This is a genomic window from Flavobacterium denitrificans DSM 15936 (genome assembly GCF_000425445.1).
Taxonomy (GTDB): Bacteria; Bacteroidota; Bacteroidia; order Flavobacteriales; family Flavobacteriaceae; genus Flavobacterium; species Flavobacterium denitrificans.
In genome coordinates this window covers 301198-316553 of the sequence record NZ_AUDL01000004.1, presented here as the reverse complement: position 1 = coordinate 316553, position 15356 = coordinate 301198, and the positions used below count along the sequence as shown (strand labels likewise).

Below are 15356 nucleotides of genomic sequence, written 5' to 3'. Positions count from 1 at the left end.
CTTTTTTGTTGAAAGTCGGAATATTGAAAAGAATTGCTGTCCTTTTTAACATTATGAACTTTATAACTTTCTGCTTTTTATTTTTATACGATTACTTTACCGCCTACTAAATGCTTAACTTGTGAAAATGGTTCAGCAACAAAGTGATCTCTATTTTTGATTTTTTCAGGGAAACGAACGTGATATTCGAATTCATCTCTAAAGTGACGAATTGCCGCAGCAACTGGCCATGATGCAGCATCTCCTAGAGGGCAAATTGTGTTTCCTTCAATTTTGCTTTGAATGCTCCACAATAATTCGATATCTTCTTCACGGCCTTGACCGTTTTCAATTCTCCATAAGATTTTTTCCAACCATCCAGTTCCTTCACGACAAGGTGTACATTGTCCGCAAGATTCGTGGTGGTAAAAACGAGCAAAGTTCCAAGTGTTTCTAACGATACAAGCAGTATCATCATAAACGATAAATCCTCCAGAACCCAACATTGATCCGGTAGCAAAACCACCATCACTCAAAGATTCGTAAGTCATTAAACGATCTTCTCCATTTGCTGTTTTGAAAATTAATTCAGCTGGCAAAATTGGCACAGAAGAACCTCCGGGAACAAATGCTTTTAATGGACGGCTTGAAGACATTCCTCCTAAATATTCATCAGAATTCATGAATTCGTCAACACTTAAGCCTAATTCAATTTCATAAACACCAGGATTTTTGATATTTCCTGAAGCAGAAATTAATTTAGTTCCAGTTGAACGCCCGACACCAATTTTAGCATAATCGTCACCAGAATTGTTTACAATCCAAGGCACCGTTGCGATAGTTTCAACGTTGTTTACCACTGTTGGATTTGCCCAAAGTCCTGAAACTGCTGGGAAAGGTGGTTTAATACGAGGATTTCCTCTTTTACCTTCTAGAGACTCAATAAGTGCAGTTTCTTCTCCACAAATATAAGCTCCAGCTCCACAATGAACGTGAAGTTCAAGATCATAACCTGAACCTAATATATTTTTTCCTAACCATCCGGCAGCTTTTGCTTCGGCGATTGCTCTTTCTAAGATTTTGAAAACCCACATATATTCTCCACGAATGTAGATGTATGAAAGGTTAGCACCTAAAGCGTAACTAGAAGTAATCATTCCCTCGATCAATAAGTGAGGAATAAATTCCATCAAATAACGATCTTTGAAAGTTCCAGGTTCAGACTCATCGGCGTTGCAAACTAAGTGTCTTGGTTTTCCTGATTTTTTGTCAATAAAGCTCCATTTCATTCCGGCAGGGAAACCCGCGCCACCACGACCACGTAATCCTGATTTTTTTACTTCTTCAGTAACTTCATCTGGCGTAAGTGTTTTTAAAGCTTTTTCTACAGAAGCATATCCACCATTTTGGCGATAAACTTCGTAGGTTTTAATTCCAGGAATATTGATTTTATCTAATAATATTTTTTGTGACATCTTATTTATCGTGTAATATTATTTTATCATCTCTGCAATCAGCAATTAACTGATCGATTTTCTCTTCTGTCAATTTCTCTTTGTAGAAATCTCCCAACTGCATCATTGGAGCGTATCCGCAAGCACCTAAACATTCTACTCCGGCAATAGTGAACATTCCGTCTGGAGTTGTTTCGCCCATTTTAATGCCTAATTTTTCAGAAGTATAATCCATTAAATTTTCGGCACCGCTTAAACAACAACAAGAAGTCTGACAAAATTCAAACATGTATTTTCCAATTGGCTTTTGGTTGAACATGGTGTAAAAAGTAACCACTTCATAAACCTCAATTGGTTTAATCTGAAGAATTTCGGCAACTTTATCTTGAAGTTCAATACTAAGCCAGTTATTGTGTGCATCCTGAACCTCATGTAAAACAGGCAATAAAGCCGATTTTTGCTTGCCTTCAGGATAATGACTAATCAATTCATTGATGCGGTTCATCAATGCCTCGGTCATGTTTATTTCTTGTTTGTAATGTTTTCTTTCCATTTTATTCTTGTTTTGCCACAAAGGCGCAAAGGCACAAATTTTTTATGCGTCTAATTCTCCTGCAATTACATTTAAACTTGATAAAATAACAATTGCATCAGAAAGCAACGCTCCTTTAATCATTTCTGGATATGCTTGATAATAAATAAAGCAAGGTCTTCTGAAATGTAATCTATATGGAGTCCTACTTCCATCAGTCACTAAATAGAAACCAATTTCTCCATTTCCTCCTTCAACTGGGTGATAAATTTCTGCAACTGGTACAGGAACTTCGCCCATTACAATTTTAAAGTGATAGATTAATGATTCCATATTATTATATACGTCTTCTTTTGGAGGAAGGTAATAATCTGGAACTTCAGCATGGTATTCGTTTCCGGCTGGCATTTTATCCAAAGCCTGACGAATAATGCTTAAACTTTCCCAAACTTCAGCGTTACGAACACAGAAACGATCGTATGTGTCACCTGATTTTCCAACAGGAACAATAAAATCAAAATCTTCGTAAGATGAGTAAGGCTGTGCAACACGAACGTCATAATCAACTCCGGCAGCACGCAAGTTTGGACCTGTAAATCCGTAAGCCATTGCTTGTTCGGCAGAAATAGCACCTACGTTTACAGTTCTGTCAAGGAAAATTCTGTTTCTTTCGAATAAGTTTTCGAATTCTTTCCAAGCAACTGGGAATTCTTCTAGGAAAATATCAAGTTTTCTGAAAGCTTCTGGAGACCAGTCTCTTTCAAATCCACCAATTCTTCCCATATTTGTAGTCAAGCGAGCTCCACAAATTTCTTCGTAGATTTCGTAGATTTTCTCTCTAAATTGAAAAACGTATAAGAAACCAGTATACGCACCAGTATCAACCCCAAGAATCGAATTACAAATCAAGTGGTCTGTAATACGAGCCAGCTCCATAACAATAACTCTTAAATATTGAGCTCTTTTTGGAACTTCAATGCCTAATAGTTTTTCTAATGTCATCCACCATCCCATATTATTAATAGGAGAGGAGCAATAGTTCATACGGTCTGTAAGAGGTGTGATTTGATAAAAAGGACGGTTTTCAGCGATTTTTTCAAAAGCTCTATGAATGTAACCAATAGTTGGTTCAGCTTCAAGAATTCTTTCTCCATCCATTAATAGGATATTTTGGAAAATACCGTGAGTAGCCGGGTGAGTAGGGCCTAAATTCAGAACAGAAAGTTCGCTTCCGTCTTCGTTTAGTTTTTCCTTAATTATTTTAGCATAACGATGCTCTGGTGGTAATAATAGTTCTGACATTTTATAATGTTGAATTATTTTTTAGCAATTTGTTGTTGTTCTTCCAAAGAATCTGTCGTCTTTATCAGTTCTTCCGCTGTCTTCCATTGGGAATTCTTTTCTCATTGGAAAAGACACCATTTCGTCCATATTCAAAATACGTTTCAATTGCGGGTGACCAATAAAATTGATTCCGTAGAAATCGTAAGTTTCTCTTTCCATCCAGTTTGAACTCAAGAAAATATTTGAAATTGATTTAATCTCTGGTTTTTCGCCATTGATATATACTTTGATTCTTAAACGTGTGTTGTCGTACCAGTTGTGTAAATGATATACAACAGCAAACTGGCGTTCAGTTTCATTATCAGGGTAATGAATGCCGCACAAATCAGTTAAGAAATGAAAACGTAATTCAGGGTCGTTTTTAAGGAAAAGAATCAGCGCTGTGATTTTATCAGCTGAAGCTTCTAAAGTAAAAATATCTCTTTCTTGATGAAAGTTAAAAACATCATTATTGAATGTTTCTACAAGTTTATCTTGGATCAGGGTATTTTCTAAAGCCATTTTATGAGATATTATATGAAGCTAATAATTCTTGGTATTCTGGAGAGCTTCTGCGTCTAACAGATTCACTTTTTACCAATTCCTGTAATCTCATTACTCCGTCAACAATTTGTTCCGGTCTTGGAGGACATCCTGGAACATAAACGTCAACTGGGATTACTTTGTCAATTCCCTGCAAAACTGAGTATGTGTCAAAAACACCTCCTGATGAAGCACAAGCTCCAACAGCAATTACCCAGCGAGGTTCAGACATTTGTTCGTAAACTTGTCTTAAAATAGGAGCCATTTTTTTAGAAATAGTTCCCATTACTAATAACATATCGGCTTGTCTTGGCGAGAAACTCACACGTTCAGAACCAAATCGTGCTAAATCGTAGTGAGATGCCATTGTTGCCATGAATTCGATACCACAGCATGAAGTCGCGAAAGGAAGCGGCCATAATGAGTTAGCTCTTGCTAAACCAACAACATCATTAAGTTTTGTAGCGAAGAAACCTTCACCAGTAACTCCTTCTGGCGGTGCAACCATATTTACTTTTGAATCGCTCATTTTATTTTAGATTGTAGATTTCAGATTTCAGATTTTTGATCTTGAAACCGAAATCAATATTTTAAAATTCAATATTGTATTTTGAGATATTATTTTCAAATCTAAAATTCTAAATCAATTTAATCTAAAAATTTAAAATCTGAAATCTAATATTCATTATTCCCACTCTAAAGCTTTCTTTTTGATGATGTAAAAGAAACCAACTAAAAGCAAAGCCATAAAAACAATCATTTTCAGCATTCCTTCGATGCCTAGATCTTTAAAGTTTACTGCCCAAGGGTAAAGGAAAATTACCTCTACGTCAAACAATACAAACAAGATCGCAACAAGGAAATATTTTACCGAAAAAGGAATACGTGCATTTCCAACAGATTCGATACCACACTCGAAGTTTTTGTCTTTAACTTCAGAGGTTCTTTTTGGACCTAATTTTCCAGAAATAATTATTGTTCCTACTACAAAACCAACAGCTAGAACTAACTGCATTAAAATTGGAATGTAACTGTATTGATCAGATTGCATAAACTTAGGGTTTTTACTTAAAGAATAAGCCACAAAGATAACTTTCAACTATGTAAATCACAAACTAAAGGAGGATATAAGTATGTTCAGAATATGCGTTTAGACCTAATTTTTATTGATTATAAATAAGGTGCTGTTTTTTTAATATTTTTTTAAGAAATAAGCAAAAAAAAACGTCCCGATTCTTCGGGACGTTTTTAAAACCATTCAGAGGCAAAAAAAATAAATTGCTATATTTTTCTTAGATTACTGCTACTTTAGCAGCAACTTTCCCTTTTCTTCCTTCTTCTTCTTCGTAGCTTACACGGTCACCTTCGCGTAATTCTTCCGCGTTAATTCCTGAAGCGTGAACGAAGATGTCCTTTCCTGTTTCTTCGTCTGTAATGAACCCATAACCTTTAGATTCATTGAAAAATTTTACTGTACCTGTACGCATTGTAATTGTAATAATAATTTATAATAAAGCAAATGTAGCATATTAACTAATACAAAAGACATGTACGTGTTAATTTTTTGTAAAAATTATTGATTTACAGTGTTTTTACGTGGTTTATTACATCAAAATGCTAATAAAATAGGATAATTTGAGAATCATTAATTGTAGGAATATACAAAAAGACATGTTGTAGGAATTTTATAATCGATAAATGTGAAATTTGCATTTATTTTTTTACCTAAAAAGATAAAAAAACGCCGATTGAATTTTTTCAATCGGCGTTCCTATTTTTGAATATTTTGCAAAAAATTATGCTATATCAACTTTAATACGAAGTTCTTTCAACTGTGCATCATCAATTGCTGCCGGAGCATCGATCATAACATCACGTCCGGAATTGTTTTTAGGGAAAGCAATGAAATCTCTAATAGTTTCCTGACCTCCTAAAATGGCAACTAATCTATCCAATCCAAAAGCCAAACCTCCGTGTGGCGGTGCTCCAAATTGGAAAGCATCCATCAAGAAACCAAATTGTGCTTTTGCTTCTTCTTCAGTAAATCCTAAATATTTAAACATCAATTGTTGTGTCGTTTTATCATGAATACGAATAGATCCACCGCCAATTTCGTTTCCGTTTAAAACCATATCGTATGCGTTTGCGCGAACTTTCCCTGGTTCTGTTTCCAACAAAGCCATATCTTCTGGTTTTGGAGAAGTAAATGGGTGGTGCATTGCGTGGTAACGGCCACTTTCTTCGTCAAGTTCCAATAATGGGAAATCTACAACCCATAATGGAGCAAATTCTTCAGGATTACGTAACCCTAAACGCGTTGCTAATTCCATACGAAGTGCAGAAAGTTGTCCTCTTGTTTTATTTGCTGGACCAGAAAGTACAAAAATCATATCGCCAGGATTTGCTTCCGTTGCTTTTGCCCAGTTTGCCAAATCATCATTATCGTAGAATTTATCTACAGATGATTTGTATGTTCCATCTTCATTGCATTTGACGTAAACCATTCCAGATGCTCCAACTTGTGGACGTTTTACCCAGTCAATCAATCCGTCGATTTCTTTACGAGTATAATTTCCTGCTCCTGGAACCGCGATTCCGACAACTAATTCAGCCGAATTAAAAACTGGGAATTCTTTGTGCTGTGCGAATTCGTTTAACTCACCAAACTTCATTCCGAAACGAATGTCCGGTTTGTCGTTTCCGTATGTTTTCATAGCATAATCGTAGGTAATTCTTGGGAATTTCTCTACTTCAATGCCTTTAATTTCTTTTAATAGGTGTCTAGTCAAACCTTCGAAAACATTCAAGATATCTTCTTGTTCAACAAATGCCATTTCGCAGTCAATCTGTGTAAACTCTGGCTGACGATCTGCACGCAAATCTTCGTCACGGAAACATTTCACGATTTGGAAATATTTGTCCATTCCACCAACCATTAAAAGCTGTTTGAATGTTTGCGGAGATTGTGGCAAAGCATAAAACTGTCCTTCGTTCATACGACTTGGTACGACGAAATCTCTTGCTCCTTCTGGAGTTGATTTGATTAAGTAAGGCGTTTCAACTTCGCAGAAATCTAAATCAGATAGATATTTGCGAACTTCCATCGCTACTTTATGACGAAACAATAAGCTGTTTTTTACCGGATTTCTTCTGATATCCAAATAACGGTATTTCATTCTAATATCTTCTCCGCCGTCAGTTTCATCTTCAATTGTAAATGGAGGAGTCAAAGCCGAATTTAAAATAGTCAATTCAGAAACTAAAATTTCGATTTCACCCGTTGGAATATTTTTGTTTTTGGCTTCACGCTCAATAACAGTTCCTTTTACCTGAATTACAAATTCACGTCCAAGAGTTTTGGCTAATTCAAAAACGGTTTTATCGGTACGACTTTCGTCGAAAATAAGTTGTGTAATTCCATAACGGTCGCGTAAATCGACCCAATTCATAAATCCTTTATCGCGTGATTTTTGAACCCAGCCCGCAAGCGTAACTTCGGTATTAATATTTGAAGCGTTTAATTCGCCGCAATTATGACTTCTATACATGATCTCAATTTTAGACTGCAAAAGTAAACACAAAATTCAAATTAAAATAGCAAAGTGATAAGCTGATGCACATTAATTTTAAAATATTTTGTTAATTCTGAAATTTTGAAGCTGTTAATTCTTTAGATTTGAGATACTAAAAACAAACCTTAATAAACTATGAAACAACTTTTTATTGCAGGAATTGTCCTTTTGAGCGCGCTTAATGCTACTGGGCAATCTAAAAAATACGTCACTTTTGAAGCAAATATTGCCAATAGAAATAGCGACATTATCAAAATTATTAATGATGGAAAAGTTGTTAAGACGATTTATGTTAATGCAAAAGGTATTTTTAAAGATACTTTGGTATTGAATGGAGGAAGGGGTCGTATGTATGATGGCGTTGAATCAACCGAATTGTTTTTGAAAAATGGTTATGATTTAAAGCTTAAAATGGATGCCAAACAATTTGATGAGACAATTGTTTATAAAGGTAAAGGAAGTTTAGAAAACAATATTTTGGCTCAGCGTATTCTGGCCGATGAGAAACTTTATGATAATAGTGTTGTAAATTTAGATGATGCGGCTTTTAATAAATTAATTGATGACAAAAAAGCAGCTGATGCAGCTCGATTAAATAATAAGAAATTAGATCCTGATTTTGTAAAGATTGAAACTGAAAATGGACAGCAAGCGATTGCAGAAATTACAGAACATCGCAACCAAGTGTTGAAAATGGCAAAATTGAATAATACAGCATCGCCAGATTTTGAATTTGAAAACCATAAAGGAGGAAAAACAAAGCTTTCGGATTTAAAAGGGAAGTATGTTTATATCGATATGTGGGCAACTTGGTGTGGTCCTTGTCGAGCAGAAATTCCTTTTCTTCAAAAAGTAGAAGAAAAATATCACGGGAAAAATATTGAGTTTGTTAGTATTTCAATAGATGCACAAAGAGATCATGATAAATGGCAAAAATTTGTCACAGATAAACAGCTTGGTGGTATCCAGCTAATTGCTGATAATGAATGGAAATCTGATTTTGCAACAAGCTACAATGTAGTTTCAATCCCTAGATTTATTTTAGTTGATCCACAAGGCAAAGTTGTCAATTCAAATGCTACAAGACCTTCTGATCAAGCGCTTCAAACACAATTGGATGCATTATTGAACTAATTTATTTACGAATTCGATAACGTTATCGCAACTTCTTGATTTTCATAAAATACCAGTAAAACCAATGCTTCAGCATTGGTTTTTTTGTTTTGAAAGAATTTCCAATGTTAAGTTTTTACTCAATGTTACCAAATTGTTAAGTAAAAGTTTTTTTAATGTAAACATTTGACTATATTTGATAAAGATTTCTTAACATTAATACCTACAGATATGAAAAAGAGTGTAATTTTAGCTGCGTTATTGTTCTCTGGAATGTTAGTTGCGCAGGAAGCAAAACCTGAATTAGAAGCCGTTGGAAACAAGGTAAAAGCTACTTATTACTATGAAAATGGAAATGTGCAGCAAGAAGGCTTTTTTAAGGATGGCAAGCTTGATGGTGTTTGGGTATCTTATGACGAAAAAGGAAATAAAAAAGCCGTTGGAGAATACGCAGACGGAGTGAAAACTGGAAAATGGATTTTCTTTACTGAAGACACTTTAAAAGAGGTAGCTTATGTAGACAACAAAGTTAATTCAGTAAAAAATCTTCAGAAAAATGCTTTAGCAAACAGAAATTAATTGATTTCGACAACTTATAAAAAAAACCGTCCCGTTTTTAATGGGACGGTTTTTTTGTGTTTTTATGTTTCGATTTTTTGCTTCTTCCAAACCAAATTATAAAACCAGTAACCGGCAAAGCAGAAGCAAGCAAACTGACAGTAAAAGCAATTATTTTACCTGGTAAATCTAAAACTTGTCCTGTATGAATTCCGTAGTTCATTTCAACGACTTGAAGGCCCAAAGTCTTTTTGTCAAAAGTCTGGCTCTTGATCAATTCTCCGCTTGACGGATGAAAATAGTAGTTGCTCTGCTGATCATAGCGCAACGTATGAGGATAAGCTCCTGTACTTACAACATCGCCTTTTTGTTGTGGAATCATCACAAAAAACATTTCGGCTTTTGGTTGTAGTTTTATAGTTTGAGCAAAAGCTTTGTCAATGGCATCAACTGAATTTGATTTGAATTTTGTGGTGTCAATTATAGGCGTTTTGGTTTCAGCTGCTTTATCACCGCCAAAATTAAAGCTTTTGTAAATGCCGTCGCCAACCCATTCATAGGTAAAAGTCAAACCTGTGATGGCTAAAATCAAAGCGATTAAAGCAATGTAAAATCCAGAAGTATTATGCCAGTCATAATTTACGCGGCGCCATTTGGCATTCCATTTAATGGTAAAACTTCTTTTAATATCGCTTTTGCGTTTTGGCCACCATTGAATAATTCCTGAAATCAACAATAAAATAAAGATTATCGTTGCACCGCCAATAATATGTTTCCCGATATAATCTGGCAAAAGCAAATACAAATGAATGTATTCAACAATGATGAAAAAGTCGGTTTTTGGATTTTCGGTTTTTAAATATTGACCCGAATACGGATTGAAATACAAATATAAATTCTCAGTATCAGAATACGTATAAACAATAGCCGATCGGTTTTTTCCGTAATAGGCGACCATGCTTGTTTTGTTCTTTGGAACAATTTCTAAGGCTTTTTCTTTTAAAACAGAAGGAGTAAGGAAAGGCTCATTTTTTGGTTCAACCAAACGCCATTCTTTTCGGGTAATGTCTTTTATTTCATCATGAAAACAGAAAATACAGCCCGTAATGCAGACTATAAAAACAATGAGCCCGGAAATTAATCCGAGCCATTTATGCAGAAAACGTATTTTCGTTTTGAATCTCATTTTTTGATTAAAAGCGTAAAAGTATGCTCAAAATCGATATGGGGCAAATAATTCTAGAGTATTTTGTTGATAAGTTGAAAAAACTACAAAAGAATAATCTCGCAAAGTCGCGAAGTCGCAAAGTAATATTTGAAAAAGACTTTGCGACTTCGCGACTTTGCGAGATTCAAAAAAAAACTTCTTTGCGAGATTATCACGAGTTCTTTTTTTAAGAAATTACTTGTTTCGGTTTTAAATGATAAGCCACATATAATGAAATGGAAGCCAAGAAAATCCAGAAAATATCAATAAAGAAAATCTGAATTTTGTTTTCCATAAATGAATTCCAAAACCAGTTTCCGGTCACAATTCCGTTTGTAATAGGAATTAAAAACCCTAAAATACTTCCTGAAATCAGGCAGCATTTATTGGTAAAAGTGTCATTCTTTTTAATGATGAAGAAAATTGTCAAGATCAGCCATCCGCCAAAATAAAGTGTGTATAAATTGGATTGGCTTAAAGGATAGAAAATTTTGCTTCCAATAAAAGCTAAAGCTGTAATTGGGTACATGCTCAAACAAATTGCCAAATAAATTCGGACAACGGCTGCGTTGAAGCGTCTTTTCTTTTCAGGCAGATTGTTTTTTTGTCGGGCAACAAGCCAAATCATAACGCCTGAAATGATTACAAAACAGGTTATGATACCAAGAACAAAACTGATGATTTTTAAAGCATAGCCACCATAATCGCCAAAATGAATTCGGTACAAAACATTTTTTACAACATCCAGATAACTGGTTTGTGTAACAGGGTTTTTTCTGGCGATTTCTTTTCCATCGGCAATTCGGTAAACTACTTTTCCGTTACCGGTAAATTTTTTGTGATTTAGCATTTCGCCTTCCACTAAAACATGCATGTTGGCATCGCCATAATTTTGGATAAAAACACGTGTAATTTCAAAATCAGCCCATTTGCTTTTTGCTTTGGCAACCAAATCATTTACATTAAAAGGGTTTGCTAATTTTTTGTTTTCAAATTTATAATCGGCATCCGTATATTCGAGTTCTTTATATAATTTATCTTGATCTCCGTTATATAATGCTGCTACTGCGGGAGCAACAATCAAGAGTTTTATCATGAAAAAAGCGCCAGTAACTGCATAAACAAACTGAAAAGGAAGACCAATCATTCCTAAAGCTGTGTGCGCGTCTGTCCAAAGTGTTTTTAATTTTTCTTTTGGACGGAACATATAAAAATTGGAAACAATTTTATTCCAATGAAGCAGTACTCCAGTAATTATGACAAATAGGAAAAACAAAGCTGTAAATCCAGAAAGATAATATCCTGCAGGATAGGGGATTTGCGCGAGAAAATGCAGTCGATATAACAATTCTCCTAAAGAATAAGATTCTTCGTAGGTATATGATTTGTAATTTTTGTTATCTAAATAAAAAAACTGTCCTTCTTTTTGTTTGGCTGGAGCCAAAGTATCTTTGGTTCCTTCCATATAAACGGCAACTCTGTCTTCTATTGAAGGTTTAGAGATTGTAATATTTCTTCCGTGTAAAATATATTTTTTGTCAAGATGCTGTAAAGCAGTATTATAGTCTAGTTGAATTTCTTTTGTTAGAGCTGTAGATTCGCTTCTTTCCCAATTGATGATTTCATCTCTAAAAAAAGAAAAAGATCCAGCAAAGAAAATCACAAAAAGAATCACACTGATCACAATTCCGCTGACAGTATGTGTATGAAAATAGATATTATAATGACGGTTGTTCATAGATTAGTGTGCAGGATGATTATAGGATTGACCCAAATAGATGAAAAGACAAAAAAGCAGACTCAATAGGATATAAATACCCCAGATTTTCCAACCGCTTTTGGCCAAAAAAGCAATCACCATCAATGCCACCCAAAGAATGAATCCGCTGAATGCCATTGTTATCAAAATATTAGCGCGATTAAACCAAGAAGCTAAAGCCAAGTGGAAAGTAACAGATACTAAGTATCCTCCTAAAATCGCGGCAGTAATTTTGAGGAAACGAGGCAAAAAAGCCGGGGTTAAATATTTTGGATTTGCTGGCATAGAATAATTTAAGAAGATTTAGTTGTAATAGAATTCCAAAATAGCAACAAGAACAAGCAATGCTAGAAGCGCCTTGCTGTTTACTTTTTTTAATGGAGTCAGGATAATGATAAGGCTTCCAACTGTCATCAGCTGAATAAAAAACATCAAGGTGCCGCAACATAAGGATTTTGCAAAAAGCCACATTGCATATGCTGACGCTAATAAAAATAATCCTGTGATTTTAGTTTGTTTTGGATTTCGTTGCATCCATTTTTCAAACCCTAAATCATACGATAAAGTGGCTCTTTTTGAAGTGTAATAAAGCGTGTAAAAAGCTAAAAAAACGACAAGACTGGCTATTGTTATCATAATTTCTAGAATTTAAAAACACCTTTCTGGTTTCAATAGAAAGGTGTTTGTTGTTTGTTTTTTATAATTTGTACGTAAAGCTTGCAGCAAAAGTTCTAGGATCTTTTGGATGAATTGTTGACCATCCGTCATAGATCTCTTTGTTTGCAATGTTGTTTAGCTTAAGCGTAATAGCAAATTTTTCTGTACTGTAAAATAAAGAAGAGTTAAGCTCTGTATATTCTGGAATTGTAAATGTTCCTGAAACAGATCTGTTCATGATTTTGTTGTCTCCAACATAGTTTCCGCCAAATCCTAAGCCGAACCCTCTTAATGTCCCAGTAGTGAATTTGTAACTAGCCCATAAGTTTGCCAAGTTGTAGCCTCCAGCACTTTCCGGTCTGAATCCTACAAAGTCAGCATCTCCTTGTGTTAAAGTAGCATCATTGTAGCTGTAACCAAGAATAATGTTTAATCCTGTAATTGGATTAGCGATAAATTCAGCTTCAAAACCTTTATTGTGCTGTCCACCATCTTGGTAATTGATTACTGTTGTAGCATCTGGTCTAACGCTGTAAGCCATATTAGTGACTTTAATGTCGTAGTAGCTTAAAGTCGCGTATATTTTATCTTTGAAAATATTCAATTTTGTACCAAATTCGATTTGGTTGGCGTGTTCAGGATCAAAAGTAACAGGAGTTCTTACTGTTCCATTTACATTTTCGCTAGGCGCTACGTTTGAAAATCCGTTCATGTAGTTGGCGAAAATCGATACCTTGTCGATAATAGGTTGGTAAACTAATCCGAATTTTGGAGAGAAAGAAGTTTGGTTATAATCGTCAGCATCTGTAGAAACATCTCCAGAATTCATGAAACGATCCGCGCGTAAACTTACCATTGCAGAAAAAGCAGGAGTAAAGTTGATTACATCTGAGAAATAAGCACTATAAACTTCTTGCTTTGTTTTGTTGTTGTTTCTTGGAGCATCTCCAACAATTGCATCAGATCCCGCTTTTGTCAAATCTCCCGTGTCACCATTTGAAGGTCCGAAAATTGCATTAAATGCTGCTAAATTATCTCCTACATATACATAACCATTTCCAAAATAGCCTGTACCACGATCAAGACCAACTCTATTATAGTAATCCAAACCAACAACAAGTCTGTTTCTTAAACTTCCGATTTTAAAATCACCAATAAAATTTTGTTGGATATCAAAAGTTACGTTTTTGTTGTCTTGGTAGTTGAAGTATCTTGCCAAAACAATTCCGTCTCCAGGTTGCATTGTTGTATAAGCAGTTCCTTCATATAAATAAGCATAGTTTCCAGTTGACTTAGCGTTGCTTGTAGAGAATATAGTTTGCGAAGTCCATTGGCTAGAAAGCTTGTAGTTCATTTGTGCCTGAATGTTGTAAGAAGGCGTTTTGATTGTCAATTCGTCGCTTGTGTAAGAACGTTTGTTATCGTATTTTAATTCAGCGATGTTGTGGACTCTTAAAGGATTTCCTCTGTCTAAAAACAACATTGTTGGGTTTGTTGTTTCATTAGTCATGAATTCGGTATTCACCAAGAATGATAACTTGTCGTTCACTTCATAAGATAATGATGGAGCGATAAAAAATGATTCTCTGAAGCCAGCATCTTGAAATGTGTTTTGCTTGTTGTAAGCCGAATTAATTCTGAAATTAAGGGTTTTCTTATCGTTAAGAGAGGTGTTAAGATCTACGGTTGCACGGTTTAATCCGTAGCTTCCAACAGTGTAATTTACGTCTCCGCCAAATCCTTTGTAAGGTCTTTTTGTTGTCGTGTTGATTAATCCTCCATATGAAATTAAGCTACTTCCAAATAATGTTCCAGAAGGCCCTTTAATAATTTCAACTCGATCAATATTTGCTGGATCCAAACTTCCGTTTGTTAAACCTGGTACACCATTTACAATAGTAGCTTGAACTGGAAACCCTCTTAAAGAGTAGTAGCTAGCTCCGTCACCTCCACGTCCTGTTGAAGCCCAAAGTTGCGTAACACCAGGAGCATTTTTTAATGCATCATCAAATGTAGTAACTACTTGTTCTTTTAATACGCTTCCGGTAATTGTTGTATAAACTTGAGGGTTTTCAAGATTTTTAAGTGGCAATCTTGAAACTTGTTGGTTGTCTTTGCGCACAAAACTATTTTTGCGACCATTTATAACTATTTCTGTTAATTCTTCTGAATTTGAAGTAAGGTTTACATTTTCAGTTAACTCTTGCCCTTCAGTAACAGTAATCTTTTTTTCTGTTGTATTATAACCAACTGCCGAAACTTTTAAAGTGTAACTTCCTGGTTTAACATTTTTGATTTTGTAATTACCTTGATCATCTGCAATTGTTCCGAATCTTGTGCCTTTTAAAGCGATCGAAATGCCTTCAGGAGATTCATTATTATTTAAAGATATTTTACCTTTAACAGTTGCTTTTTCCTGAGCAGATAATGTTGCGCCTGTCAATAAGAAAAAACAAAAAGCTAAAACAGAAAATGTAAATTTTAATTTCATTTTTATTTAGAATTAATTTTAATAGCGCAAATTTAAGCGTTGAACATCAACTATACAAGCTATTTTTATTTATTCTAAATAATTCTTTTTTAAAGGGTAAAATTTACATTTCTTCAAAAAATTAACATCTTAAGCTAAAATTAAGCTAATCTTAAGCAAAAAAACCTG

The 15356-nt window shown here is 34.7% G+C and carries 15 protein-coding genes; 2 read left to right on the top strand and 13 right to left on the bottom strand.

What is annotated here, in order from left to right; genetic code table 11:
* Nucleotides 1-83: 83 nt before the first annotated feature.
* The 8 genes from nuoF to aspS all read right to left on the bottom strand — a co-directional run bounded on the left by nuoF (nt 84) and on the right by aspS (nt 7379).
* Nucleotides 84-1454, bottom strand: a complete 1371-nt coding sequence (nuoF, locus tag H600_RS0101415) for an NADH-quinone oxidoreductase subunit NuoF (protein ID WP_026727112.1) — start codon at nt 1452-1454, stop codon at nt 84-86.
* A 1-nt stretch (nt 1455) separates the two neighbouring features.
* Entirely contained in the window at nt 1456-1986 is a 531-nt protein-coding gene (locus H600_RS0101410) for a complex I 24 kDa subunit family protein (RefSeq protein ID WP_026727111.1), read from the bottom strand.
* A 42-nt stretch (nt 1987-2028) separates the two neighbouring features.
* Complete coding sequence (locus H600_RS0101405) at nt 2029-3267, bottom strand: NADH-quinone oxidoreductase subunit D (protein WP_026727110.1); 1239 nt, start codon at nt 3265-3267, stop codon at nt 2029-2031.
* 21 nt (nt 3268-3288) lie between these two features.
* Nucleotides 3289-3810, bottom strand: a complete 522-nt coding sequence (locus H600_RS0101400; RefSeq protein WP_026727109.1) for an NADH-quinone oxidoreductase subunit C — start codon at nt 3808-3810, stop codon at nt 3289-3291.
* A 1-nt stretch (nt 3811) separates the two neighbouring features.
* Nucleotides 3812-4360, bottom strand: coding sequence for an NADH-quinone oxidoreductase subunit B (locus H600_RS0101395; RefSeq protein ID WP_026727108.1), 549 nt, complete (start codon nt 4358-4360; stop codon nt 3812-3814).
* A 156-nt stretch (nt 4361-4516) separates the two neighbouring features.
* Nucleotides 4517-4882, bottom strand: coding sequence for an NADH-quinone oxidoreductase subunit A (locus H600_RS0101390; protein ID WP_026727107.1), 366 nt, complete (start codon nt 4880-4882; stop codon nt 4517-4519).
* 241 nt (nt 4883-5123) lie between these two features.
* Nucleotides 5124-5318: a cold-shock protein gene (locus tag H600_RS0101385; RefSeq protein ID WP_007137066.1), complete on the bottom strand. Its 195-nt coding sequence runs from the start codon at nt 5316-5318 to the stop codon at nt 5124-5126.
* Between the two features lie 309 nt (nt 5319-5627).
* The gene (gene aspS / locus H600_RS0101380; protein WP_026727106.1) at nt 5628-7379 is read right to left on the bottom strand and encodes an aspartate--tRNA ligase; all 1752 of its coding nucleotides are present in this window, start codon (nt 7377-7379) and stop codon (nt 5628-5630) included.
* A gap of 159 nt (nt 7380-7538) precedes the next feature.
* Here aspS and H600_RS0101375 point away from each other — a divergent pair, with 159 nt between their 5' ends.
* Together H600_RS0101375 and H600_RS0101370 are read left to right on the top strand one after the other, a co-directional pair.
* The gene (locus H600_RS0101375; RefSeq protein WP_026727105.1) at nt 7539-8537 is read left to right on the top strand and encodes a TlpA family protein disulfide reductase; all 999 of its coding nucleotides are present in this window, start codon (nt 7539-7541) and stop codon (nt 8535-8537) included.
* 210 nt (nt 8538-8747) lie between these two features.
* The gene (locus tag H600_RS0101370; protein ID WP_026727104.1) at nt 8748-9095 is read left to right on the top strand and encodes a toxin-antitoxin system YwqK family antitoxin; all 348 of its coding nucleotides are present in this window, start codon (nt 8748-8750) and stop codon (nt 9093-9095) included.
* A 37-nt stretch (nt 9096-9132) separates the two neighbouring features.
* Here H600_RS0101370 and H600_RS0101365 read toward each other — a convergent pair whose 3' ends face one another.
* The 5 genes from H600_RS0101365 to H600_RS0101340 form a co-directional block, all read right to left on the bottom strand.
* Nucleotides 9133-10260 (bottom strand): PepSY-associated TM helix domain-containing protein, encoded by a 1128-nt coding sequence (locus tag H600_RS0101365; protein ID WP_026727103.1) that lies wholly within the window; start codon nt 10258-10260, stop codon nt 9133-9135.
* Between the two features lie 208 nt (nt 10261-10468).
* A complete protein-coding gene (locus H600_RS0101355) occupies nt 10469-12019 on the bottom strand; it encodes a PepSY-associated TM helix domain-containing protein (RefSeq protein ID WP_026727101.1) in 1551 nt (516 codons plus the stop codon).
* Between the two features lie 3 nt (nt 12020-12022).
* Nucleotides 12023-12325, bottom strand: coding sequence for a hypothetical protein (locus tag H600_RS0101350; protein WP_026727100.1), 303 nt, complete (start codon nt 12323-12325; stop codon nt 12023-12025).
* Between the two features lie 18 nt (nt 12326-12343).
* On the bottom strand, nt 12344-12676 hold the full coding sequence (locus H600_RS0101345; protein WP_026727099.1) for a hypothetical protein: 333 nt from the start codon (nt 12674-12676) through the stop codon (nt 12344-12346).
* 61 nt (nt 12677-12737) lie between these two features.
* Nucleotides 12738-15188: a TonB-dependent receptor gene (locus H600_RS0101340; protein ID WP_026727098.1), complete on the bottom strand. Its 2451-nt coding sequence runs from the start codon at nt 15186-15188 to the stop codon at nt 12738-12740.
* Nucleotides 15189-15356: the final 168 nt, after the last annotated feature.

What these genes read in the sequence shown, in the direction of transcription:
- nuoF (WP_026727112.1), bottom strand. Translation starts at nt 1,454, where the DNA reads ATGTCACAAAAAATATTATTAGATAAAATCAATATTCCTGGAATTAAA.
- H600_RS0101410 (WP_026727111.1), bottom strand. Translation starts at nt 1,986, where the DNA reads ATGGAAAGAAAACATTACAAACAAGAAATAAACATGACCGAGGCATTG.
- H600_RS0101405 (WP_026727110.1), bottom strand. Translation starts at nt 3,267, where the DNA reads ATGTCAGAACTATTATTACCACCAGAGCATCGTTATGCTAAAATAATT.
- H600_RS0101400 (WP_026727109.1), bottom strand. Translation starts at nt 3,810, where the DNA reads ATGGCTTTAGAAAATACCCTGATCCAAGATAAACTTGTAGAAACATTC.
- H600_RS0101395 (WP_026727108.1), bottom strand. Translation starts at nt 4,360, where the DNA reads ATGAGCGATTCAAAAGTAAATATGGTTGCACCGCCAGAAGGAGTTACT.
- H600_RS0101390 (WP_026727107.1), bottom strand. Translation starts at nt 4,882, where the DNA reads ATGCAATCTGATCAATACAGTTACATTCCAATTTTAATGCAGTTAGTT.
- H600_RS0101385 (WP_007137066.1), bottom strand. Translation starts at nt 5,318, where the DNA reads ATGCGTACAGGTACAGTAAAATTTTTCAATGAATCTAAAGGTTATGGG.
- aspS (WP_026727106.1), bottom strand. Translation starts at nt 7,379, where the DNA reads ATGTATAGAAGTCATAATTGCGGCGAATTAAACGCTTCAAATATTAAT.
- H600_RS0101375 (WP_026727105.1), top strand. Translation starts at nt 7,539, where the DNA reads ATGAAACAACTTTTTATTGCAGGAATTGTCCTTTTGAGCGCGCTTAAT.
- H600_RS0101370 (WP_026727104.1), top strand. Translation starts at nt 8,748, where the DNA reads ATGAAAAAGAGTGTAATTTTAGCTGCGTTATTGTTCTCTGGAATGTTA.
- H600_RS0101365 (WP_026727103.1), bottom strand. Translation starts at nt 10,260, where the DNA reads ATGAGATTCAAAACGAAAATACGTTTTCTGCATAAATGGCTCGGATTA.
- H600_RS0101355 (WP_026727101.1), bottom strand. Translation starts at nt 12,019, where the DNA reads ATGAACAACCGTCATTATAATATCTATTTTCATACACATACTGTCAGC.
- H600_RS0101350 (WP_026727100.1), bottom strand. Translation starts at nt 12,325, where the DNA reads ATGCCAGCAAATCCAAAATATTTAACCCCGGCTTTTTTGCCTCGTTTC.
- H600_RS0101345 (WP_026727099.1), bottom strand. Translation starts at nt 12,676, where the DNA reads ATGATAACAATAGCCAGTCTTGTCGTTTTTTTAGCTTTTTACACGCTT.
- H600_RS0101340 (WP_026727098.1), bottom strand. Translation starts at nt 15,188, where the DNA reads ATGAAATTAAAATTTACATTTTCTGTTTTAGCTTTTTGTTTTTTCTTA.